Here is a 22,061-nt window from a genome sequence, read left to right on the forward strand (position 1 = left end):
ATATAGTGATTTTTATTAGGAGAGGAAAAATGGAAAACAATGGAAAATGAAAGTATTTTAAAAGGCGGTCTTTCAATTATTTCTCAATGTAAAAAAGAAACAAATGATATTTGGCATGCACATTTTGGAGCATCTGCAATTGCTAGTTATTTTTTTATGAAAGATAATAATATTGATGAAGAAACAGCTCGTAATATGTATTCGCAAACAAGGATGATGCTGAACAAGAAAAAAATTGGAGAGATGATTGATGATAAAAAAGAAATAGATTTTAAAATTGCGGAAAATATGATTATAAAATCTTTAGAACAAACGATTGATGAGCTTCATTGGGTGGGGCATAACGTCATTTATGCGTCATTAAGTTTATTAGCTATGAAAGAGCTACAAAAATGGGGTGATAATCAAGCAATTGAAGGGATTACTACTCTTATTTTATCATTTCGAAAAACAATTCCGGGTAGATCGTGGATTGGTTATACGACGAAAGAAGTAAAACAATTAAGTTTTGAAGAGGAGATACAAAGTGAATTGAGTAATCCAACACAAGTATCTCAGTTCATTTTAAATGAGTTATCGAAATTTAATAGTATTTATCGAGCGGAATCACATCATGATTTAATTGGGCATTTGCTTACATACTCCCACGCAATTAATATAATGTACGATTTAGGACATATAGATATATTTCAACGAGGGATACGTCCGCTGTTAAAACTAGTATACGTACTAAGAGCTAGCCAAAAGCTCAAGCTGAATACGGAAATAACTTTACACTCACCTATAGATCGATTACCTTTAATTCAATCTAAACGTGCAAATATTTTACCAACTGAAAATATATTTTGGATAAAAGACTATAGTGAATTCGATTGGGATTTTGGTCATGTATTTAAATTCTCATATAGTTATTTTAATCATATACAGAGAGCTCCAAATTATAAAGATATCACATTAGAAAAATTCCGTTATGTTATTAATTCTTAATGAATGTTAATGATCTGTAAAAGGATGTTTAATCTAGTTTCTTTTTTTGTTAGTAGTATATTATTTTTTCAAATATGTAAGATTTTACATGCGTATTTTACTTTTACTAATTATGTAAGTAGGCTATACTGAAATACATACATTTTATTTTTGGAGAGATGTAAAACGACATGGAACTAGCGAAATTGGAAGAAGTAATTGAAATAAAAAAAGAAGAACTTTTATATTTAGTATCGGATTATGGAATTCAACATGAAAAAGTATTGGCATTGAGTCAAGAACTAGATAAATTAATCAATTACTTTATGTTTTTAAAATAAAGAGAACTATGACGGGGTTTGTAAATGTTATAGTTCTTTTTTATTAGGTAATTAGACAATATATTCAAATATATTGTCTAATTTCTTACAGAATGCGCAACTTGCTAGTCGAATATAAGGACTTTTGGTTATAATAAAAAGGAATTATTAATTGTATCGGTTAGGAGCGCAGCACATATGAAAACAGTTGTTGTTATCGGTGGAGGTATAACGGGACTTTCTACTATGTTTTATTTAGAAAAATTAAAAAAGGATTATAATATCGCTTTAAATTTAATTCTTATTGAGAAAGAAGAGTATTTAGGTGGTAAAATCCATAGTGTGGAAGAAAAGGATTTCATTATGGAGTCAGGAGCGGATTCAATCGTTGCTCGTAATGAATATGTTATGCCACTTGTAAAAGATTTAAATTTAGAAGATGAAATGGTATATAATGAAACGGGTATTTCTTACATATATTCTGAAAACATGTTACATCCGATTCCTTCTGATACTATATTTGGGATACCGATGAGCGCCCGGTCGTTGTTTAGCAGTACGCTAGTCTCAACGAAGGGGAAAATCGTAGCTTTAAAAGATTTTATAACGAAAAATAAAGAGTTTACGAAAGATACATCACTTGCTCTATTTTTAGAAAGTTTCTTAGGGAAAGAGTTAGTGGAAAGACAAATTGCTCCCGTGCTTTCAGGTGTATATTCTGGTAAATTGAATGAGCTTACAATGGCATCTACATTACCATATTTACTGGATTATAAAAATAAGTATGGAAGTATTATTAAAGGTTTTGAAGAGAATAAAACACAATTTCAATCAGCAGGAAATAAAAAATTCGTATCATTTAAAGGTGGACTATCTACGATAATTAATCGCTTAGAAGAAGTGCTGACTGAAACTGTCGTAAAAAAAGGTGCTATAACGACGGCTGTAAGTAAACAAGAAGATCGATATGAGATTTCTTTTGCAAATCATGAAACAATACAAGCTGATTATGTTGTTTTAGCAGCTCCACATGATATAGCACAAACTTTATTACAGTCTAATGAGTTAAATGAGCAGTTTAATACATTTAAAAACTCATCTCTTATTAGTATTTATTTAGGATTTGACATACTAGATGAACAACTACCAGCTGACGGTACGGGGTTTATTGTAACGGAAAACAGTGATTTACATTGTGATGCTTGTACATGGACAAGTCGAAAGTGGAAACATACATCGGGTAAACAAAAATTATTAGTTAGAATGTTTTATAAGAGTACCAATCCGGTATATGAAACAATCAAGGATTACAATGAAGAAGAATTAGTACGAGTAGCTTTATATGATATTGAAAAGAGTCTCGGAATTAAAGGTGAACCAGAAGTAGTTGAAGTTACAAATTGGAAAGATTTAATGCCGAAATATCATTTAGAACATAATCAAGCGGTTCAAGCATTGCAAGAAAAAATGACAAATCTTTATCCAAATGTATATTTAGCTGGTGCCTCATATTACGGTGTTGGAATTGGTGCGTGTATTGGAAATGGAAAGAATATTGCCAATGAAATAATGGCTACATTAAATAAATAATACTGTAGAATAAATAAAAACTGTTCCTTCAGCAAAATGAAGGAACAGTTTTTATTTATTTTATTTGAATGGAAATTTTATTGTTTTTTACATTGTTTTCTTTTATTGTTAATGTTATTTCTCCAGATTCTTTAAATGAATACGGTGATAGTTGATAAATATCTTTTATATCATGTTTTTCTTGTAATTTACTTATCGGTATTAATACGATATTTGGCTTCCATGTTTCTTGTTTTCCTGAAGGATATTCTATAAGTATTACCGGATTTTTTAACTGCATTTTTTTCCAAGAGACGAAATATAGTTGAACTTCAGTATCTTTTTTTAATAATTCTTCGGAGAAATAACCGAATTCGCCTACATTACCGAAAACAGTGTAGTTTTGATTTTTTAATTTAATATCTAAATAACTAGGTTGATATGTTACTGCATGATAAGTTCCATATGAAAGTGAGAGTATGGCAGCGATTAAAATACCGATTGAAAATGTCTTAAAGCTATTGCCTTTAAAGTTAGTCATCATGAAAGAGTTTGGTGTGAATTTTTTTGCGAATAAAAAAATAAGTAATATGAGTAAGAGGGATAAGCCGATGAATATATACATAGGAAATTTACACCTCCACAATAAAATAATATATTAACTATATTTCACCATAAATGTATGGAGTAGGGTGGTTGTTTGGAAGGAGAAAATGAAGAAACAATTTTTTTTACAGTTCTTGATAATTTGAAATTCGATTTATGGAAATTATAGCGTCATGTTTGAGTAGTAATCAGAAGGTATCCAATTCGTGTATATAGAATAAAGAGGGAATGCGTCATTAGAAATGTTTGATTTATGGAACAATAAGGACTTTAGTAATTATAAATATTTTTTCTGATATAATGAATGAGTAGAGAGAAAGGAGTGATCCTATGGCATTTCCTATATTAGAAACAGAACGCTTACGTTTAGTTGAAATAGAACAATCTTATTGTCAAAAAATATATGAAATCTTTTCATTGGATGAAGTAACGTGTTATTACGGTATGAATTCTTTTACGGAGTTTGGACAAGCTTCACGTATGATCGAATCTTTTTCGAAAAATTACTTTGAGAAAAAGGCAATACGATGGGGAATTGTGTTAAAAGAAACGAACGTTTTAATAGGAACAATTGGACTAAACAATTTACAATTATGGAGTAAACGATCTGAGATTGGATATGACCTGCATCCTCGTTATTGGGGAAATGGTTATGCGTCAGAAGCGGCTCGAGAAATTATTGATTATGGGTTTAAAGATTTGGGTTTGTTTAGAATTGGAGCTATTACATATCCTGAAAATGTTACTTCTTGTAGAATGTTATCTAAAATCGGCTTTCAAAAGGAAGGTCTATTGCGCGGATATATTCATCAAGGAAATAAGCAACACGATGCATTATTGTATTCTATAGTGCGAACTGATATTGAAGACATAAATTTATAATAAAAAAAAACCTCTTAATTAAAAGAGGTTTTTTTTATTATAAATTAACCTAATTTAGGCAATAAACGTTCTCCGCTTTTCATGCTACTTTTACATAAAGGGCATTTAGGCTCTTCTTCAAATGAAAAGTTCTTTCTCATCCATCCTAAACAATCCTCTGATTCACATTCCCAAACAGGGGTTTGTTCTGGTGGTACTTCTGCTACATCGTTCTTTCGATTGCGATACATGTAACCACTCCTTTTATGTAAAAAATTTTAGTTATATATTAAAAAGGTTGTTAACCTTGCTGGTAACAACCTTTTTATTGTTTGAATTATAGCTTTACAACGTTTTTAGCTTGAGGTCCGCGGTTACCTTCTTCAACTTCGAAGCTAACTTCTTGACCTTCGTCAAGAGACTTGAAGCCGTCGCCAGTGATAGCTGAGAAGTGAACGAATACGTCGTTACCGTCTGCAACTTCGATGAAACCGAAACCTTTTTCGCTGTTAAACCATTTTACTTTACCTGTTAATGTCATGGTAATGCCTCCTAAAAGTAGAAAAATTACAATATGATCGGCCTTATTTGAATGAAAATAAAAGTTCACATATTATCAAAAACCCATAAGGAGTACAAAATGTCCCTGATTGATACTTGATAATATGCAAAGAAAATATAGTGTTAAATTGACCTTAATTACTATCTTACAACAAATGGTGGGAAATAGCAAGTGCTGGTAATACCACTGAGTAATCTGGGTGATAATAGTAAAGGCACAAAGGCACCTCTTTTATTTATATATTATTCCTAATTTGGATTTATGCAAAATCATGTAAGAAAAACTTAGAGTAAATATTAATATCGCATTTTTTATGGTAAAATATGGTTGTTAACTGTTGGTAGTTAAATATTATAAAAGGAGAAAAGAAAGTGAAAAATAATTCATTTATAATAATTGAAGCAGCAAAAGCAGGGAGAAAAAAGGTGCATCCAGTCTTTGCTGTAATATTAGCCATTATATTTTTGACTTTAGGCGAACTTTTTATGTTATTTATGTTATTTTTACCAAAAGCTGAAACGATATTCATGAAAGGTATTTATGACAATGTTAGAATGGTGTTAACGTTTGGCGGAGCTATATTTATTTTATTTATATGGGTTCGTTTTGTAGAAAAAAGACCTTTTTCATCCATTGGCTTTTGGAAAGAGAAATGGATGAGAAAGTATTTAAAAGGTGCGTTAATAGGGTTTGTATTTATTTCAACGCCAGTTATTCTACTATTATTAATGGGGAGTGTGAAATTGCAAGTACAACATATTACCTCAACAGTAATAGTAGGAATAGTAGGATCTCTAGTTGCATTTTTAATACAAGGGGCAACGGAAGAAATTATTGTACGAGGTTGGTTATTCCCGGTTCTTTCTGTTAGAAGTCGTATATGGGTTGGAATAATTGTAACTTCATTTTTATTTGGATTTCTTCATCTACTTAATCCGGGAATTACAATATTATCTATATCGAATATAATATTAGTGGGTGTTTTCGCAGCTTTATACGTATTGAAAGAAGATGGTCTGTGGGGAATATGTGCATGGCACTCAATTTGGAACTGGGCTCAATATAATGTATATGGCTTTGCAGTTAGTGGCACAACTATATATTCTACTCCAATTTTTAAGTCTATAACAAATGGACCAGAAACATTGCATGGAGGCACGTTCGGAATTGAAGGTAGTATCATTACAACAATCATGCTCACTATCGCTTCAATTGTTTTATGGAGAAAGTTATGGGGAAGAAAAGCGAAACAACGAAATTTTAGTTAATGAAAGAGGGGGAAACTATGGGGATAATAGCATTTGAGGGAGCAAGCGCTGTTGGTAAAAGTACCACGTGCCGTGAATTAGAAAAGAATTATGGTGCTTATATAATACCTGAAGTGAATTCTTTATTTGAAAGGCCAAAAAATGAACATAGAACATGGTATTTTGAAACACAAGTTGAGCGCTGGAATATAGCTGTTCAGAAGTCAGAGCAATATGAATTAGTAATACTCGATGGGGATATATATCAACCACTTAGTTATAATTGGTGCTTTCATTTTGATATATTTAATCAGCCATTATCTTTAATAGAAAATTTTTATAAAGAAAAGATGATAAATAGGGAAATTGGTTTTCCGGATCAATATTTTTATTTATATACGAACGATGAAGAACTTAGAAAGCGGAAAGTATCTGATGAGACGAAAAGAAGAAGAAACTTTGAAAAACATTTACATATATCAAAATCGTTTCAGCGTTATTATGAAAATTTAAATACTGTTACAGATGAGTATTGTAAATTAATTGAGGCGAAAAGTGTAAAAAATAATGAATTAGAAATAGTGAGAAACTCAAAAAATTTGAACGTGTGTGAAGAAAGACGTTTTGATGTTTCGAGGTTAGATGCTATTACGAAGTGGTTAAAAGAAAATCGTGCATAAAGTAAAAACAACGAGTGTTGTAGAACGCGCTCGTTGTTTTTTTGTTTCTTTATAAATATAAAGGGAAAATTTGTAGAATATTTTCATTATTTAACAGAATAATCTTTCAATTTTAAAGGAAAAGAAATACAATATGAGCAAGTATATATAAATAATATGATAGGGGATGCGATATTTTGAATGAAGTAACAGTTTTTATATAAGAAATAATTAGGTAGTCAGAACAGAGATATTTGGGAGGAAACAAGCGAGATGAAAACATTTTTGAAAATAATAGGTGTTATAGCTGGTATGGCGGTAATCGGAGTAGGTTTAACATATGGTATGCTGCATTATTTAAATAATAGTAAACCAGCTGCGAAAAAGGCATCACCAGCTGCTCCAGCAGTAGAAGTATTAGCTGATAGTAACGTAAAAGCAGAAGATGCAAAGATTTTAGAAAATGGCAATTATTCATTGCCAAATAGTGGTTTTAATAAAAATTTTAAGTGGACAGATGAGAACATACAGACAGCATTACATGAAATGGCACATCAAAAAGCGAAAGCTGATCAAAAGTGGGGTTATATTTTTATTACACAAGAGCGGATTGAAAGCTTAATTGATATTGTAAAGAGTAATGATCTTGTGCAGGGAAGTACATATGTAGAAATTTTAGAAAGATGGAAACAAGGAAAATATGAAAAGGTTGATGGGGATCACAATAAGATTTGGAAATTACAAAGTGGGAATTTAGGAGAAGGAAAAGGAGTAATGTCGGAAGCTGAGCAAAAAGAATTAATTAATCAAGTGTTTATGAACAAAGGTACATATTCAGGTAGTAAATTAATTGCAGGTGGGGGACAGACTAATAAATAATATACTAATTAATGAAAGAGAGTAATTGCTTATTAGGCAATTACTCTTTTTATATGTATTTCTTAATTTCTTAATCTCGTTCAAGTAAGGAAAGAAACGACTGTAATACCGGGGAAATCCATCTAGATTTATGATAGATTACATGACTTTGAATAACGGATGGAGTTTCGATAGGCTGAAAACATAGTTGTTCTTTTTGGCAACTTTCTTGTACAACGATATAAGGAAGAATTGAAATGCCTAACTCACACATAACGGATTGTTTAATGACTTCAACATTGGAAGTTTCAAATGTTTTATCTGGAATATTCCTGCTTTGACATAAAAAACGATCTACCATTGGCCTATAGCCGCAGCTTTGTTCTGTAAAAATGAACTGGGTGTCCTGTAATAACTGGAATGGATTTGCATGTGCAGAGGAATAAGCTGGTAAAATCCATCCAAATGTTTCATTACTAAAAGTACGCGTAATAAAATCATTATGTTCTATACTTTCTCCAATTATGAAGACAACGTCTGTTTCTCCTTCACGTAATTTTTGTAATGCTTGTTCATTTGTGTTCGTTTCAAGTACGATATTTACTTTCGGATTTTTCTGTTTGTAAGTACGTAATAATTGTGGTAATCGGTATACCGCTAATGATTCATTAGATGTAATACTTAATGTACCTTCTAAATAATCTGTATTTTGGGGGATTTCTTGCGCTTTTTCATATATTGAAAGTAATTCTAATGCATAAGGATGAAATTGATGACCTGCTTTTGTAAGTAGCACTTTTTTCCCTAACCGATCGAAAAGAGGAATATGTAAATCGTTCTCTAAAGCTTTCATATGTGCTGTAACAGTAGATTGCGCATAACCTAGCGCGTGCGCAGCTTTAGAAAAATTACCATACTTCACAATGGCGCAAAATGTTTTAACATGTCTCATTTCCATAAGCGATCCCTCTTTTATTATCATGATTTGTGAATGATTATATCATGTATTTTAATTTTCCAAATGATTAAATTCTGTATAAAATGAAATTGTAGAAATATTCATTCAGGTGATATTGGAGGAGAAAAGATGATCAAAAAGGGCTATCATGTAGCTGTTGTTGGGGCTACAGGTGCGGTAGGGCAAAAAATTATTGAACTGTTAGAGAATGAAATGAAGTTTAATATAGTTGAAGTTACATTGCTTTCGTCAAAACGATCCGCTGGTAAGAAAGTAAGATTCAAAGGACGAGAGATAATTATACAAGAGGCAAAAACAACTAGCTTTGAAGGTGTAGATATTGCCTTTTTTAGCGCTGGGGGAGAAGTATCTAGACAATTTGTAACTCATGCAGTTTCTAGTGGTGCGATTGTAATTGATAACACAAGTGAGTACCGAATGGCGCAAGATGTACCGCTCGTTGTTCCGGAAGTGAATGCGCACACTTTAAAACAGCATAAAGGTATCATTGCAGTTCCAAATTGTTCAGCATTACAGATGGTAACAGCACTTCAGCCGATTCGAAAATCATTCGGTTTAGAAAGAATTATAGTTTCAACATATCAAGCTGTATCGGGTTCTGGCATTCATGCGATTCATGAATTACAAGAGCAGGCTAAGTCTATGCTTGCTGGTGAAGAAGTGAAAAGTAATATATTACCGGCGAAAAAAGATAAAAAACATTACCCAATAGCGTTTAATGTACTGCCTCAAGTAGATATATTTACAGACAATGATTTTACTTTTGAAGAAGTAAAAATGATTCAAGAAACGAAAAAAATATTAGAAGATGAAAACCTGAAAATGGCAGCTACTTGTGTACGTGTTCCAGTTGTATCAGGGCATTCAGAATCGGTTTATATAGAACTGGAAAAAGAAGCAACCGTTGCGGAAATCAAGGAAGTATTAATGGGTGCACCAGGTGTTATTTTGCAGGATAACCCTAGTGAACAGCTGTATCCAATGCCATTATATGCAGAAGGGAAAATAGATACATTTGTCGGAAGAATACGTAAAGATCCTGATACGCCAAACGGATTCCACCTCTGGATTGTTTCCGATAATTTATTAAAAGGTGCGGCTTGGAATTCAGTTCAAATCGCAGAGACTTTAGTGGAAAAGGGGGTACTTTAATATAGTTTAAAAAACTGGGGAATCGTTAATGATTCCCCAGTTTTTATTTCATAATGGTTTTCTATATTTCGACCAACTTTACTTTAAATTAGTTGTTATTGAATTTTTATAAATATCTACTTTATGTACAGTGAAGCGTAAGGTTTTGGATTCTGCATGAATTGTAAGATTAATAATAATCGATAACGGCATTTCGACCGTTTTCACAATATCTTCTATAGCAATATACTCATTTTTTGCTTCCTTATAATAAACAACAGAACGAATTACGGCCTCGTCACCTTCAATATCAATTTCACACATCATAGGGAATTTTTCACCATTATGTAAGAATAATTCGCCTAGTACGATTGAACCGTTTAATTCTTCTGTAAAATTAGTAGTTGCCGCTGGTTTTACCCATGTTTCGTCATGTTCTTCGTTTTCCTCTTCATCTATTGCCCATTCCCAAATGGGGTTTTGTTTTAGGTCCTCAATAGTTAATTTATCAATTGGTTTGCAACTACTCATACATAAATTCTCCTTTTATTTTGATAAATAAGTTTTTTGATTTCATGAATTAGATGATTGCTTATAAGTGGGTTTAACAAAGTATTTTGCTCATTTGATATCCAAACTACTTTATTTTGAAATAAAGCTATTACAGCAATATTAACAAAACTTTAATTGTCTAGTAAATAATTATTAGTGGAGATATTAATATGGGATGGTGTTAAAGAAAGATAGTAAAAAACATCAAGGATGAATGAAATCCATTTGGTATGATATGGATATATCCAATGTGAGGGGGATTTGATGTATCAAGTAAAGGGGTATTTTTCATCATTAAAAGGAAGTTATTATGAGATTGGAAAGCAACAAGGGGAATTCGTGAAACAAAATCCATATCTCATCCCGCAATTTATACACGAAGAAAATGTAATATCTAATAACCATTGGACAGAATCGAGAAATATACTAAACAAACATTGTCCAGGCATAAATGAAGAAATTGAAGGGTTTTGTGAAGTGTTAAAAATTCCTTCAAAAAATATGATGTATTACTATCAAACACTATTGAAAGCAGGTTGTAGTCATTGTGCAGTATTACCTAAAAAGACCGATTTAGAGCACACATATGTATTAAGGAATTATGATTTGTCACCAGTAATAGATGATATGCGTTTTTGCTCGACGCATGTTGAAGGTGCGTATGCACATAGTGGTTTTTCTACTCAATATTTTGGTCGAACAGAAGGGGTTAACGAACATGGATTATCTGTTACATTTTCAGCATGTGGTCAACCAGTAGGAAACATTGCAGGTTTAAGAAAGCCAATGGTAAATGGTTTACAGTGTTTTGCAGTAATTCGACTGTTGTTGGAGAAATGTAAAAATGTGCAGAAAGCTAAGTTACTAATAGAAGAAATACCAATTGCTAGTAATATTAATTTAATAGTAGCTGATCCTTTAAACGCAGTACATATTGAAATATTTGACGGTCATAAATCCACAACAACGATTGATGGTGACAACCAAGCTTTTATTGTATCAACAAACCATGCAGTTAGTTCATCAATTCAGAAATTAAATAATAGGAAATTAGAACAATCTACAAAGAGATATCATGTTTTACATGAGCATTTAAATAGATATGAACAAGTGAGCATAGAGTCTTTAAAAAAGTTAGTAGAAGAAGAATATCCTGATGGACTTACTGTACATAACTATGAAGAATGGTTTGGAACTTTACATTCTGTATTATTCGATTTACATGATCGTACAATGAAGATTTGTTTCGGATCACCACTTTTAAATGACTGGTATTCATTGAAAGTTGGAGGAAGTATGCCGTTTTCTGAGGTGAACGTGAACTTTAAAAATAAAACTTATACTGACTTTTGGAAGGAAGTTAAGAATGAATTAATGCCTAAAAAATAAATGGGATAAGATGGTAATATGAAGAGTGCATTTATACTGGAGGGATTATCAATGCTAAAAGTTATGTTACCATTTGTTCTTATCTTTTTTCTTGTCCTTACGATGTATATTGCTTATCAAAAGAGAAAAAAATCCGGGATAAAAGGATTGCAAAGTGCGTTAACTTCTATTTGCTTTTTTTCACTCGCAATCTTAAATATGTTTGCATATTGGTTTCATTTTGGCGGTGCTTTTACTTGGTTATTTTCAATTGTATTATGGCTAGTTGGTGCATATTTTACTAAATATATTCCAATATCTAAAAAGGTACATTAAAGTTTATAAGAGTTAAATATAATGTTTACTTTATTTTGAAAAGAGATTATTCTACTAGATCGTTGTGAAACGGTTTCATAGGATAATCTCTTTTGTTTAGTTTTGGAAAGAACGTACTGTGATTTTTAGTTGCTCAATAAATTCTCGAGTTGCAGCACACATATATTTATCTTTTCTATAAATTAGCCCTATTTCAATTATTGGAGTAGGGTTTTCTATTTTAATAGCTTGAATGTTTTTATTTTGTAAAAAGTCTATATATGGTTTGGGTAACACTGTAATTCCCATTCCTTTGGAAACCATTTGGATTAAAGATTCCATCGTACTAATTTCTAAAATTGGCCTTGGTTTAAAGTTTAACTTTTGACAATGAGATGTAATTAGTTCGGTTAAAAAGAAATTTTTAGGCAAAAGAATTAAAGGGTAGTTCTGTAATTCAGCAATAGATACATGGTTACGTTCAGCTAATCGATGACCAGTGGGCACGACTAATGTAAGATCGCTTTTGTATAGAGGGATGGAGATAATCTCTTTATCTTGCACCGGGAGAAATGTAATTCCAATATCTAGTTCGTTTTGTAATAATTTTTCACGAATATCTCCTGTACGAAGCCCTAATACAGAAAGCTCTATATTGGGATATAAATTATTAAAATTTAAAATAGCTGGTGGTAGTAAATAATTTACGACGGTTAACAAAGCCCCTATTGTTAAGGAACCTTGCTGTAATCCGTTTAGGTCCTGAATAGCTGAACGAGCTTGTTCGACTTCATGAAAAATGATTTTACTATGTGATAATAAAACCTTCCCTGCTTCAGTTAAAGATATTTTTTTACCAATTCGATCGAAAAGTGGCATTCCTACTTCATGCTCTAATGCACGTATTTGTTGACTTAGTGAAGGCTGTGAAATATTTAATTTCTCAGCTGCTTTTGTGAAATGTAATTCTTTTGAAACAGCTAAAAAGTATTCAAGTTGTCGTAATTCGATTGGAATCACCTCAAGTATAATAATAGGTTATACCTATCATTATTATATAAATAATTGAATTGAACAATGATTTTAGAGGTTTTATAATCATCTTTATATAGCAGAGAGGGTTGTAAAAATTAATCGAGAGAAAATACATGTAACACCTGTAAAGGAGGAAATAGAATGGCTAATGAATATCGATTATTATCTTTAAATATAGGATTACCAAAAGAGGTTACATACGGCGGAAAAGTAATTCATACAGGCATAAATAAGAAACAAGTAAAGGAACCAGTATATTTATCCTTTGTAAAATTTAATGGGGATGGACAAGCTGACTTAGTTCATCATGGAGGAGTAGATAAAGCAGTTTGTGTTTATACTGGTGATCACTATCCATACTGGGAAAAAGAATTGAATCAAGATCTTGTATATGGGGCTTTCGGAGAAAATATAACAGTTAGTGGTATGCACGAAGAGGATGTTTGTATTGGTGATACGTTTGAGCTAGGACAGGCAATCGTACAGGTAACACAGCCAAGGCAACCTTGTTTTAAATTAGCAAAAAAATATAATATTCCAAAGTTACCACTATATTTTCAAGAAACAGGATATACAGGATTTTATTTTCGTGTATTAAAAGAAGGATGGGTATCATCAGTCGATACCTTAAAAAAACTACAGTCTGATCCAAAAGGTGTTTCAGTAGCGTTTGCTAATCGTATCATGCATAAGGAAAAACAAAATATTGAAGGGGTAAAAAGGATATTAGAAGTAAATGCACTTTCAAATAGTTGGAGAAAGTCTTTTGAAAAGCGTATAAGTGGAGAAGAAATTAATACGAAGGAAAGACTTGAAGGGATAAAAGAATAAAAATATTTTATTATAAATAGTGTATTTCTATTAGTAAAAGCTAATTAGAAAGCGCTATTTTTATATAATAAACTAATTAATATCCAGAAATCTTAATATTGTTTTATTTGACTTATTTTCAAATAGTCAAAACATAAAATTAATTAGACTTTTTTTTTATGTTTTATGATAGTATATTGATTGGTAAGACCTCTATTTTTAAGAGTAGGTCATATAAGTATATCTAATTTAATGGAATTTAATATTTGGAGGTACAACATGGGGAATGTTGAAAAATTGGCAAGTCTTCTAATAGAAGAACCGAAAAGAGAGCAGTTATTTCCTTTATTTGAAGAAGTGTTTGGAATTAAAACTCAAACATTGAATGATTTTTCGGATAAAGGATATTGGGATGATACATATAAAGCTTTATCGTTTTTACAAGAAGATAAAGTGATTGCAAATGTTGCGGCATTTTCACTCCCATTATTAATTAATGGTGAAAAAATAAATGCAGCGGGTATTCAATCAGTAATGACACACCCTAATTTCCGTAGACAAGGGCTAATGACACAATTAATGGGTAAAATGATAGAAGAAATCGATAAGAAATGTGAATGTGCATTATTGTTTACGGAAAAACCTGAACTATATACAGCATTTGGGTTTAAAGTTGTGCAGGAATATTTGATGACTATACCATATGATAAAAATATTAATAATAACGATTCACTACTTAAAAAGTTAGATTTCTATAATATAGAGAATAGACAGTTAATACATGAAACTATTGATAGTAGCCAAAGACTTTCAAATAGTTTTTCAACTTTAAACTTCCATCCTTCATTTTATTTGAATATGTATGATTCGGAATGGAATGAGAAATTGTATTATTCAGAGAAACTAGATGCTCTAATCGTTTATGAAGTAGACAATGAAAAGTTGAAATTATTTGGAGTATTTGCGCCAGTACTTCCGGTTTTAGATGAATTATGTGGAGAAATCAATGAAAGGTTTACGGAAATCGAATTTTATTTTTCTCCGGATCAATTAGGGGTTGAGGATGTACAGTTTACAGAATTACAGTCTAGCAAGTATTTAATGGTTCGAGGTGATAAAGAGTTAGATTTTAAAGGTTATAAATTCCCAGTATTAGCGGAGTTTTAAATGACTATATAAATGCTTTATTATGGAGGAGCTATGAATATATCGTATATACCAGAACGTATTGAGCAACTCACTATAATGAATGTACCTGAGTACTATAAGATTAATGATAATCATGCGTTTATTGTCCGTTCGAAAGCAGAAACCGATTTTTGGCTTAAAACACATTATGGTTTTGAAGTAATGAATGGTCATGTATTTTATAATGAGATGATGACAGACTTTCAAGCTGAAGTTCAGTTACGTATGAATCCAAATTCAAAATTCGATCAAGCAGGTCTTTTTGTTATGATTTCGGAGAACTGTTGGCTAAAAACATCTTTAGAATATATCCCTGAAGGGCCATCTCACTTAGGTGCTGTCGTAACGAATAATGGATATTCTGACTGGTCAACGCAAGATTATCCAACTGAAGCAGCTAAGCAACAACTTTGTTTTCGAATTATTCGAAAACGCGGTGATTATACAATATATGTGAAAAAGAGCCATCAATGGGAACAAATAAGAATCGCTCATTTAATGGAGGATATAGGGAATGAGCCTATTAAAATAGGTTTTTACACGTGTAGTCCTTCTAAAAATAAGGGATTTGAGACTGAGTTTTTAAATTTTACAATTGAAGAAATATAGATGAAAAACCGTATTCTTTTCATTAAGAATGCGGTTTTTGTATTTACATAATATAAAGCACATTTATTGACCAGAAAGTCATTAATACTTATCATTTAATAATGTTAAATATTAATTTACATAATATAATAGAAGTAATGAAGAAATTACAAAATATATCGCTTAAATAAGGAGGGATATGAATTATTCAGTGGTAATTTCATGGGAAAAGGAGATTATGTATGAAATCATTTCGTAAGTTATTACAGTATTTAAAACCATACATGTTCTTCGCTATTATTGGGCCGCTATTTATGGTACTTGAGGTTGCGATGGACTTAATTCAACCGACTATTATGCAACATATCATTGATGTTGGGATTGCAAATCGGGATTTAAATTATGTAATAAAAATGGGGCTTCTTATGATAGGAGCAGCAGCACTCGGTTTAGTTGGAGGGCTTGGGTGTATGATGTATTCTACAAAAGCAGCTGTTAATTTCGCTACAGACATACGAAAAGATGTGTTTGCGAAAATAGAAACATTTTCTAGTAATAATCGGGACTCATTTGGAACAGGTAAATTATTAACGATCGTAACAAATGATATCACTTCTATTCAATCGGCAATGACGATGACATTACGTGTTCTGGTTCGTGGTCCACTGTTATTTATCGGAAGTATAATTATTGTTTTTGTAACAGCGCGAGAGTTATTTCCAATATTACTTGTAGTTGTTCCGATTTTATTACTTGCGATTATTTTAATTGCAAGTAAAGCAAGTGGTACATTTAAAAAGGTGCAAGAGGCATTGGACAAAGTGAATACAAAGCTACAAGAAAATTTATCTGGTGTGCGTGTTATAAAAGCGTATGTAAGACAAAAATACGAAATCGCTCAATTTGGAAATGTAAATACAAATTTAACGAAGATAAATATTCGAGCTGTGCAACTTATTTCTTTAATGATGCCAATCATTATGCTAGTTGTAAGTGGCGGGATTGTCGCAACATTATGGATTGGTGGAGAAAAAGTATTCAATGGAACGCTTCAAGTAGGAGCGATTTTGGCATTTATTAATTACTTGAATATCATTTTAATGTCACTTATGTCGATTAGCATGGTATTTATTCAAATTGCGCGAGCTTTTCCATCTGCGGATCGTGTACAGCAAGTGTTAAATACCGAGGTTGATATTATAAGCGAAGCGAATGCGATCGAAGCTGAGAAAATCGAGGGGAATATCGAATTTAAAAATGTTAGTTATAGCTATACGAAAAATAATGAATACGTTTTAAAAGATATTTCGTTTAGCATACAAAAAGGTGAAAAAGTAGGGATTATTGGATCAACTGGAAGTGGTAAATCTACCTTAGCGAAACTGTTACCACGTCTATATGATGTGGATCAAGGTGAAATATGTATAGATGGAATAAATGTTAAAACATATGATTTGCAAAAACTCCGTGCTTCAATAGGGTTTGTACCTCAGAAGGCATTGTTGTTCTCAGGTAGTATAGAAGAGAATTTACGTTATGGTAAAGAAGATGCAACACATGATGAGCTGGAAGTAGCAGCTGCATCAGCTTGTGCGACTGAGTTTATCAATAAGCTGGAAGAATCTTATCAATATAGAGGGTGTTGCAAAACTAAAATAAACATGCAATGTTATGAATCAGAAAAACTAGCTGAACATGCAATAGATAGCGATTTTGACCATACCAACGTGGCTGTTCCAACCCTTTATCTTTGAGTTTACTAAACTGTTGTTCAATTTTCCTACGTTCTTTCATCAATTGTTTACCAAAGATAGTTTGTATAAAATGAGATAATACACGACGATGTGTACTCTTATTTTGTTCACCATTCCTAGGATTGATTGGATTCATGGCAAAGATGTTACATGTTCGTGCAATTTCATAAATACGTTGACTATCGTAAGCAGCATCTGCAACGGAAAATAACANTGCGTAAAGAGTCAATTTGAAATACAGTTTTCAAGAAAAAGCATTTCAGTAAGGCTTTTCTACAGATTGGTGGGCGACCTGTCACAGGCGGAACGCCTTCAATAGTTAAACTGTCTACGTATGCAAATAAAATCTGTAAAATGGATTGATTTTCATCAAATTTGGTTATCATACTAGTAAATCCGTCCTTTCTGGAGATAGTTTCGGTTACTATCATTTTTCCAGGAAAACGGATTTTTTTATGCATTCATTTTTGGATATTTATGAGTTTTGCAACACCCTCAATATAATTTAACACAAGGTGCGACAAATCTATCAGGTGGACAAAAACAACGTGTATCAATTGCAAGGGCACTTGTGAGAAAACCGCCGATTCTCATATTAGATGATTCTACATCAGCAGTTGATGCGAAATCAGAGGCTACTATTCAAACAGCTTTAAAAACAAAATATAAAGGCACAACGACTTTATTAATTGCGTCCAAAATTTCTTCCATAATGGATGCGGATAAAATACTTGTATTAGATAATGGTGAATTAGTTGGCAATGGTACACATGAACAATTGTTAGAACAAAGTGAGGTTTATCAGGAAATTTATCTTTCCCAAGGTGGTAATTTGCATAAAGAAGGTGGGGAAGAACATGCGTAATTTTCAAGGGCAATTTGCTAATAAAGGTGGACGAAACACGCCAAAGATGGGGAAAGCTAAAAATGCTCAAGGAACTGTAATGCGGATATGGAACTATATGGGCTACCAAAAAGCTGCTCTTATGTTTGTTATATTTCTAGTCGTTGTTACTACTTTACTTGGATTATTAGGTCCCTATTTTATGGGGGGTCATTATAGATCAATATATTGTACCGAAAGATTTAAGTGGTACAGCAAGAATGTGTATGTTACTTATCGCGATTTACGGTGTAACTGTACTTTTAACATGGTTACAAACATTTGTCATGATTAACGTTGCATTAAAAACAATTCAAAAAATACGACAAGATATTTTTGAGAAAATCCAAACGCTTTCTTTACGGTTCTTTGATGTGCGTTCCCAAGGTGATTTAATGAGCCGTGTGACAAATGATATAGATAATTTGAATCAAGCTTTGACACAAAGTGTTGTACAAATTATTTCATCAGCGTTAACTTTTATAGGTGTAACGATTGCGATGTTCGCTTTAAATTGGATTTTAGCAATTGTAACTTTAATTACAGTACCTATTATGTTTTACGTTACAAAAAAACTAGTTGCATATAGTGGTAAAAACTTTGCGAAGCGTCAAAAAGATTTAGGTGAATTAAATGGATTTATTGAGGAAGCAATTACAGGTGCGGATGTTACAACGTTGTATGGAAAAGAAAAAGAAACTGTACAAAATTTCAATAAAATTAATGAACAGCTAAGAGTTTCAGCTACGAAGGCTGATACATTTTCAGCTTTTATTTTTCCAAGTATGAACTTTATTAATAACTTAGGTATGGGGCTTGTCATTGGGACTGGATCAGTTATGGTCTTAAACGGAATGACAACAGTAGGAGTTATTGCGGCTTTTATTAATTATTCTCGTCAATTCTCAAGACCGCTAAGTCAATTTGCGACTTTAATGAATACAATTCAAGCGGCAGTTGCTGGTGGAGAACGTGTTTTTGAGATTATGGATGAGGTACCAGAAATTCAAAATAAAAAAGACGCATTTGTTGTACAAAATTTACAAGGGCATGTTATACATTGAGAATGTTTCATTTGGCTACGCAGAAAATAAAACAATTTTAAAAGAAGTGAGTCTTAAAGCGCAGCCAGGAGAGACAATTGCTTTAGTTGGTCCGACTGGATCAGGGAAAACAACAATCATTAATTTGTTAACTCGCTTTTACGATATACAGCAAGGACAAATTCATATTGATGGAAAAGATATAAAAGATTATGATATTAATTCTTTACGAAGTAAAATTGGAGTAGTTTTACAGGATACGTATTTATTTGCTGGTTCAATTATGGATAATATCCGTTATGGACGCTTAGATGCTACTGATGAAGAAGTTATCACTGCAGCTAAGGCAGCATCTGCACATTCTTTTATTAAGCATTTGCCAAATCAATATGAAACAGAAATTGCTTCAGAAGGATCGAATTTAAGTCAAGGACAAAAACAACTTCTTGCGATTGCACGAGCAATTTTAGCAGATGCAGATATATTAATTCTCGATGAAGCGACATCTAATATTGACACAAGAACAGAATTACAAATACAAGCAGGACTAAATAATTTAATGAGAGGTCGCACAAGTTTTGTGATCGCTCACCGACTTAAAACAATTGAAAAAGCAGATCAAATCCTTGTTATAAAGGATGGGGGAATTTTAGAAAGAGGGGATCATGAATCTCTCATGGAAGATAAAGGGTTTTATTTTGATTTGTATACGAGCCAATTTAAAATTTAATATAAAAAATGAGGTTTCTCTAGAATTGAGAAGCCTCATTTTTTATATTTGTAAATTTTATGAATCACTTTTCTAACCAAATTAATTATCCGACCTGAAAAATACTTATACTTGCAGATACATTTGTTAAAGAGCCACCATCACTATTTGAGAGAGTGATAGTACCTGCTGAAGAGGTGTTATTTATTAAAGTCAATGTTGAAGGAACAACTGTTACGGTAAAAGCAGCAGTACCTTGATTTATTGTATGTGGTGACCCCGTACCAAAACGTCCACCTGAAATTGGTGTACCATTTAGTTCGAGGGAGAATTGGTTTTCGCGAGAAGCTTGTAATTGAAACTCTGCTACATATGTTCCTAGTGTATTAATTATAATATTTCCAGTACCTGTGATGTGGCTAAGGGCAGTTCCTGTTATAGGTCCATTTGTGTTAAAAGTAACATTACTTCCTACTGCAATTGATTGGTTAGTAGTATCAAAAACATATAGATAGTTTGTTAATCCTACACTAGCCGCCCCAGTAGGCCCGGTGGAACCGGTAGAGCCAGTATGTCCAGTAGCCCCAGTAGAACCGGTGAAGCCAGTAGGCCCGGTGGAACCAGTGAAGCCAGTAGGCCCGGTGGAACCAGTGAAGCCAGTGGAACCGGTAGAGCCAGTAGCCCCAGTAGTTCCAGTAGCCCCAGTAGAGCCAGTAGAGCCAGTAGAGCCAGTAGAACCAGTAAGTCCAGTGGAACCAGTAGGCCCAGTAGAGCCAGTAGCCCCGGTAGGTCCAGTGGAACCAGTAGGTCCAGTGGAGCCGGTAGAACCAGTGGAGCCAGTAGCCCCAGTAGTTCCAGTAGCCCCGGTAGGTCCAGTGGAGCCAGTAGCCCCAGTAGTTCCAGTAGCCCCGGTAGAACCAGTGGAGCCAGTAAGTCCAGTGGAGCCAGTAGCCCCAGTAGTTCCAGTAGCCCCGGTAGGTCCAGTAGGAGAATGTGGGAGAATAATACGGTTAATATCTAAAAGTGAAAAGTTAATGAACATATCTTTGTTTTGATAATCTATCGAAATCACCTCACTAGCATGTTTAAAGAAATAGTAAAGTAATAATTTTTATAGGTATTTCATTTCTATATTATTAATGCAACTTATTTTGGAAACAGTAAATAGCTATCATGACTATAGGGTATTAATTTTTAACCTAAATTTTAATAAAACCTTTATTAAAGATAAAGAGCGCTTTTAAAGGCGCTCTGAGACAAGTTTCATGTTGAAAAAGGGAATTGAGGATATTATGTGCATACTGTTTTAGAATGTTGTAAATTTTTAATTAAAAATAAAAAGATCTTATAAAAATTTAAAATTTGTATTTTTAGATAGTCACCATACAATAAAATATGCTTGTTTGATATAAATGTGTGTCAAATTTACCAAAATATATTTTGGCATGCATAAGAAAATTAAAATACTTTGTTAGCAAATAATAGCGGCTTCAGTGACAGATGGTAGAAAGAGTTTACGTGGTATTGTAATAATCTCAAGCGCAATTTGCGTTGAATATAGGAGTATTGGAGTTAAATCTAAAGCGAGTGTTAAAAGTATTATGAAGCTTGTAAGAATTACAAAACTACCCCAAAAGAAACTTTTTGAAGTGTTGCGGAAATCTTTTATTAAGGAAAAGAAAGAAAAAGATGCGGTAACAATAAGAATGAAAATTTTATACTTATCAGACATTATAACCCTCCAAAAGAACAGTAACTTATATTATACCGTATTTTTCAATATTATTATAAAAAGATTTTAAAGTGAATAATAAGAAAAAAATAAAGCCATAACTTAAAACATTAGTTTAGGTTCTATTGTTTGAATTCTTTATTTTAGAAGGTATATAATCTGAAATTGAAAATTTTCCAAATGAATTACCATTTTTTATTTCTGATCCAACATCAGGTGCTCAATGAAATGGTATGAAAGATTATAGGCTGGTGGTACGACATTAAATAAGAGGAATCTGCGTGCAGCAAGAGTCCTAGCTCAGATTTCTACTAGAGAAAAGTATT

General features: G+C 32.4%; 21 protein-coding genes and 4 pseudogenes. 17 read left to right on the forward strand and 8 right to left on the reverse strand.

Translation table 11 applies throughout. From position 1 onward, the window contains the following. The first annotated feature begins 39 nt into the window (after positions 1 to 39). The 3 genes from V6946_RS12115 to V6946_RS12125 all read left to right on the forward strand — a co-directional run bounded on the left by V6946_RS12115 (position 40) and on the right by V6946_RS12125 (position 2,876). Positions 40 to 987 (forward strand): hypothetical protein, encoded by a 948-nt coding sequence (locus V6946_RS12115; RefSeq protein WP_366981953.1) that lies wholly within the window; start codon positions 40 to 42, stop codon positions 985 to 987. A gap of 170 nt (positions 988 to 1,157) precedes the next feature. After that, complete coding sequence (locus V6946_RS12120) at positions 1,158 to 1,307, forward strand: aspartyl-phosphate phosphatase Spo0E family protein (RefSeq protein ID WP_006918631.1); 150 nt, start codon at positions 1,158 to 1,160, stop codon at positions 1,305 to 1,307. A gap of 177 nt (positions 1,308 to 1,484) precedes the next feature. Next, positions 1,485 to 2,876: a protoporphyrinogen oxidase gene (locus V6946_RS12125; RefSeq protein ID WP_000860337.1), complete on the forward strand. Its 1,392-nt coding sequence runs from the start codon at positions 1,485 to 1,487 to the stop codon at positions 2,874 to 2,876. A 55-nt stretch (positions 2,877 to 2,931) separates the two neighbouring features. Here the strand turns inward: V6946_RS12125 and V6946_RS12130 are convergent, their stop codons facing one another. Beyond that, positions 2,932 to 3,480 carry a hypothetical protein gene (locus V6946_RS12130; RefSeq protein ID WP_000275232.1) on the reverse strand — a complete coding sequence of 183 codons (549 nt, stop codon included), beginning with the start codon at positions 3,478 to 3,480 and terminating at the stop codon, positions 2,932 to 2,934. 311 nt (positions 3,481 to 3,791) lie between these two features. On the opposite strand from V6946_RS12130, the gene V6946_RS12135 reads away from it, so the two are divergent. Continuing rightward, positions 3,792 to 4,343, forward strand: coding sequence for a GNAT family N-acetyltransferase (locus tag V6946_RS12135; protein ID WP_000885398.1), 552 nt, complete (start codon positions 3,792 to 3,794; stop codon positions 4,341 to 4,343). A 44-nt stretch (positions 4,344 to 4,387) separates the two neighbouring features. On the opposite strand, the gene V6946_RS12140 is transcribed toward V6946_RS12135, so the two are convergent. Next, entirely contained in the window at positions 4,388 to 4,573 is a 186-nt protein-coding gene (locus V6946_RS12140) for a cold-shock protein (RefSeq protein ID WP_000286203.1), read from the reverse strand. 86 nt (positions 4,574 to 4,659) lie between these two features. After that, positions 4,660 to 4,863, reverse strand: a complete 204-nt coding sequence (gene cspD / locus V6946_RS12145) for a cold-shock protein CspD (RefSeq protein ID WP_000176366.1) — start codon at positions 4,861 to 4,863, stop codon at positions 4,660 to 4,662. Between the two features lie 392 nt (positions 4,864 to 5,255). Here cspD and V6946_RS12150 point away from each other — a divergent pair, with 392 nt between their 5' ends. The 3 genes from V6946_RS12150 to V6946_RS12160 all read left to right on the forward strand — a co-directional run bounded on the left by V6946_RS12150 (position 5,256) and on the right by V6946_RS12160 (position 7,669). Continuing rightward, the gene (locus tag V6946_RS12150; RefSeq protein WP_006918638.1) at positions 5,256 to 6,152 is read left to right on the forward strand and encodes a CPBP family intramembrane glutamic endopeptidase; all 897 of its coding nucleotides are present in this window, start codon (positions 5,256 to 5,258) and stop codon (positions 6,150 to 6,152) included. Beyond that, on the forward strand, positions 6,152 to 6,811 hold the full coding sequence (locus V6946_RS12155; RefSeq protein ID WP_366981952.1) for a chloramphenicol acetyltransferase: 660 nt from the start codon (positions 6,152 to 6,154) through the stop codon (positions 6,809 to 6,811). The genes V6946_RS12150 and V6946_RS12155 overlap by 1 nt, the downstream gene beginning before the upstream one ends. Positions 6,812 to 7,063: 252 nt before the next feature. Beyond that, the gene (locus V6946_RS12160) at positions 7,064 to 7,669 is read left to right on the forward strand and encodes a PRK06770 family protein (RefSeq protein ID WP_000846978.1); all 606 of its coding nucleotides are present in this window, start codon (positions 7,064 to 7,066) and stop codon (positions 7,667 to 7,669) included. Positions 7,670 to 7,739: 70 nt separating this feature from the next. Here V6946_RS12160 and V6946_RS12165 read toward each other — a convergent pair whose 3' ends face one another. Continuing rightward, positions 7,740 to 8,606 (reverse strand): LysR family transcriptional regulator, encoded by an 867-nt coding sequence (locus tag V6946_RS12165; protein WP_006918640.1) that lies wholly within the window; start codon positions 8,604 to 8,606, stop codon positions 7,740 to 7,742. Between the two features lie 129 nt (positions 8,607 to 8,735). Here V6946_RS12165 and V6946_RS12170 point away from each other — a divergent pair, with 129 nt between their 5' ends. After that, entirely contained in the window at positions 8,736 to 9,779 is a 1,044-nt protein-coding gene (locus tag V6946_RS12170) for an aspartate-semialdehyde dehydrogenase (protein ID WP_006918642.1), read from the forward strand. Positions 9,780 to 9,857: 78 nt separating this feature from the next. On the opposite strand, the gene V6946_RS12175 is transcribed toward V6946_RS12170, so the two are convergent. Next, complete coding sequence (locus V6946_RS12175; RefSeq protein ID WP_006918644.1) at positions 9,858 to 10,289, reverse strand: hypothetical protein; 432 nt, start codon at positions 10,287 to 10,289, stop codon at positions 9,858 to 9,860. Between the two features lie 285 nt (positions 10,290 to 10,574). Between V6946_RS12175 and V6946_RS12180 the strand changes: the two genes are divergently transcribed. Both V6946_RS12180 and V6946_RS12185 read left to right on the forward strand, forming a co-directional pair. Then, entirely contained in the window at positions 10,575 to 11,699 is a 1,125-nt protein-coding gene (locus tag V6946_RS12180; protein ID WP_086389119.1) for a C45 family peptidase, read from the forward strand. 51 nt (positions 11,700 to 11,750) lie between these two features. Then, the gene (locus tag V6946_RS12185) at positions 11,751 to 12,014 is read left to right on the forward strand and encodes a hypothetical protein (RefSeq protein WP_006924133.1); all 264 of its coding nucleotides are present in this window, start codon (positions 11,751 to 11,753) and stop codon (positions 12,012 to 12,014) included. A 96-nt stretch (positions 12,015 to 12,110) separates the two neighbouring features. Here V6946_RS12185 and V6946_RS12190 read toward each other — a convergent pair whose 3' ends face one another. Beyond that, complete coding sequence (locus V6946_RS12190; protein ID WP_006924135.1) at positions 12,111 to 13,013, reverse strand: LysR family transcriptional regulator; 903 nt, start codon at positions 13,011 to 13,013, stop codon at positions 12,111 to 12,113. A 156-nt stretch (positions 13,014 to 13,169) separates the two neighbouring features. Between V6946_RS12190 and V6946_RS12195 the strand changes: the two genes are divergently transcribed. The 4 genes and pseudogenes from V6946_RS12195 to V6946_RS12210 all read left to right on the forward strand — a co-directional run. After that, the gene (locus V6946_RS12195; protein WP_006924137.1) at positions 13,170 to 13,859 is read left to right on the forward strand and encodes an MOSC domain-containing protein; all 690 of its coding nucleotides are present in this window, start codon (positions 13,170 to 13,172) and stop codon (positions 13,857 to 13,859) included. Between the two features lie 258 nt (positions 13,860 to 14,117). Further along, on the forward strand, positions 14,118 to 15,005 hold the full coding sequence (locus V6946_RS12200) for a GNAT family N-acetyltransferase (protein ID WP_006924139.1): 888 nt from the start codon (positions 14,118 to 14,120) through the stop codon (positions 15,003 to 15,005). Positions 15,006 to 15,038: 33 nt separating this feature from the next. Further along, entirely contained in the window at positions 15,039 to 15,635 is a 597-nt protein-coding gene (locus V6946_RS12205) for a DUF1349 domain-containing protein (RefSeq protein ID WP_001027679.1), read from the forward strand. A gap of 221 nt (positions 15,636 to 15,856) precedes the next feature. Continuing rightward, a pseudogene (locus tag V6946_RS12210) lies at positions 15,857 to 17,248 on the forward strand (ABC transporter ATP-binding protein); the annotation flags it as partial. Between the two features lie 16 nt (positions 17,249 to 17,264). On the opposite strand, the pseudogene V6946_RS12215 reads toward V6946_RS12210, so the two are convergent. After that, positions 17,265 to 17,754 (reverse strand): annotated as a pseudogene (locus tag V6946_RS12215) (transposase). Between the two features lie 110 nt (positions 17,755 to 17,864). Here V6946_RS12215 and V6946_RS12220 point away from each other — a divergent pair. The 3 genes and pseudogenes from V6946_RS12220 to V6946_RS12230 all read left to right on the forward strand — a co-directional run. Then, positions 17,865 to 18,233: pseudogene (locus V6946_RS12220) on the forward strand (ATP-binding cassette domain-containing protein); the annotation flags it as partial. Then, positions 18,226 to 20,024, forward strand: a pseudogene (locus V6946_RS12225) (ABC transporter ATP-binding protein). The pseudogenes V6946_RS12220 and V6946_RS12225, both read left to right, overlap by 8 nt. Positions 20,025 to 20,599: 575 nt before the next feature. Further along, positions 20,600 to 21,058 (forward strand): DUF4573 domain-containing protein, encoded by a 459-nt coding sequence (locus tag V6946_RS12230; RefSeq protein WP_231392300.1) that lies wholly within the window; start codon positions 20,600 to 20,602, stop codon positions 21,056 to 21,058. 416 nt (positions 21,059 to 21,474) lie between these two features. Here V6946_RS12230 and V6946_RS12235 read toward each other — a convergent pair whose 3' ends face one another. Beyond that, positions 21,475 to 21,735, reverse strand: coding sequence for a hypothetical protein (locus V6946_RS12235; RefSeq protein ID WP_033692642.1), 261 nt, complete (start codon positions 21,733 to 21,735; stop codon positions 21,475 to 21,477). Between the last annotated feature and the right edge of the window lie 326 nt (positions 21,736 to 22,061).

The sequence above is a fragment of the Bacillus sp. PPSBB_2 genome (assembly GCF_045291115.1).
GTDB classification, from domain to species: domain Bacteria; phylum Bacillota; class Bacilli; order Bacillales; family Bacillaceae_G; genus Bacillus_A; species Bacillus_A cereus.

Bases quoted from the DNA above. Each gene is read 5' to 3' on its own strand.
- V6946_RS12140 (WP_000286203.1), bottom strand. From the start codon at position 4,573: ATGTATCGCAATCGAAAGAACGATGTAGCAGAAGTACCACCAGAACAA.
- V6946_RS12195 (WP_006924137.1), top strand. From the start codon at position 13,170: ATGGCTAATGAATATCGATTATTATCTTTAAATATAGGATTACCAAAA.
- V6946_RS12160 (WP_000846978.1), top strand. From the start codon at position 7,064: ATGAAAACATTTTTGAAAATAATAGGTGTTATAGCTGGTATGGCGGTA.
- V6946_RS12115 (WP_366981953.1), top strand. From the start codon at position 40: ATGGAAAATGAAAGTATTTTAAAAGGCGGTCTTTCAATTATTTCTCAA.
- V6946_RS12170 (WP_006918642.1), top strand. From the start codon at position 8,736: ATGATCAAAAAGGGCTATCATGTAGCTGTTGTTGGGGCTACAGGTGCG.
- V6946_RS12180 (WP_086389119.1), top strand. From the start codon at position 10,575: ATGTATCAAGTAAAGGGGTATTTTTCATCATTAAAAGGAAGTTATTAT.
- cspD (WP_000176366.1), bottom strand. From the start codon at position 4,863: ATGACATTAACAGGTAAAGTAAAATGGTTTAACAGCGAAAAAGGTTTC.
- V6946_RS12175 (WP_006918644.1), bottom strand. From the start codon at position 10,289: ATGAGTAGTTGCAAACCAATTGATAAATTAACTATTGAGGACCTAAAA.
- V6946_RS12155 (WP_366981952.1), top strand. From the start codon at position 6,152: ATGAAAGAGGGGGAAACTATGGGGATAATAGCATTTGAGGGAGCAAGC.
- V6946_RS12235 (WP_033692642.1), bottom strand. From the start codon at position 21,735: ATGTCTGATAAGTATAAAATTTTCATTCTTATTGTTACCGCATCTTTT.
- V6946_RS12205 (WP_001027679.1), top strand. From the start codon at position 15,039: ATGAATATATCGTATATACCAGAACGTATTGAGCAACTCACTATAATG.
- V6946_RS12200 (WP_006924139.1), top strand. From the start codon at position 14,118: ATGGGGAATGTTGAAAAATTGGCAAGTCTTCTAATAGAAGAACCGAAA.
- V6946_RS12185 (WP_006924133.1), top strand. From the start codon at position 11,751: ATGCTAAAAGTTATGTTACCATTTGTTCTTATCTTTTTTCTTGTCCTT.
- V6946_RS12135 (WP_000885398.1), top strand. From the start codon at position 3,792: ATGGCATTTCCTATATTAGAAACAGAACGCTTACGTTTAGTTGAAATA.
- V6946_RS12125 (WP_000860337.1), top strand. From the start codon at position 1,485: ATGAAAACAGTTGTTGTTATCGGTGGAGGTATAACGGGACTTTCTACT.
- V6946_RS12130 (WP_000275232.1), bottom strand. From the start codon at position 3,480: ATGTATATATTCATCGGCTTATCCCTCTTACTCATATTACTTATTTTT.
- V6946_RS12120 (WP_006918631.1), top strand. From the start codon at position 1,158: ATGGAACTAGCGAAATTGGAAGAAGTAATTGAAATAAAAAAAGAAGAA.
- V6946_RS12165 (WP_006918640.1), bottom strand. From the start codon at position 8,606: ATGGAAATGAGACATGTTAAAACATTTTGCGCCATTGTGAAGTATGGT.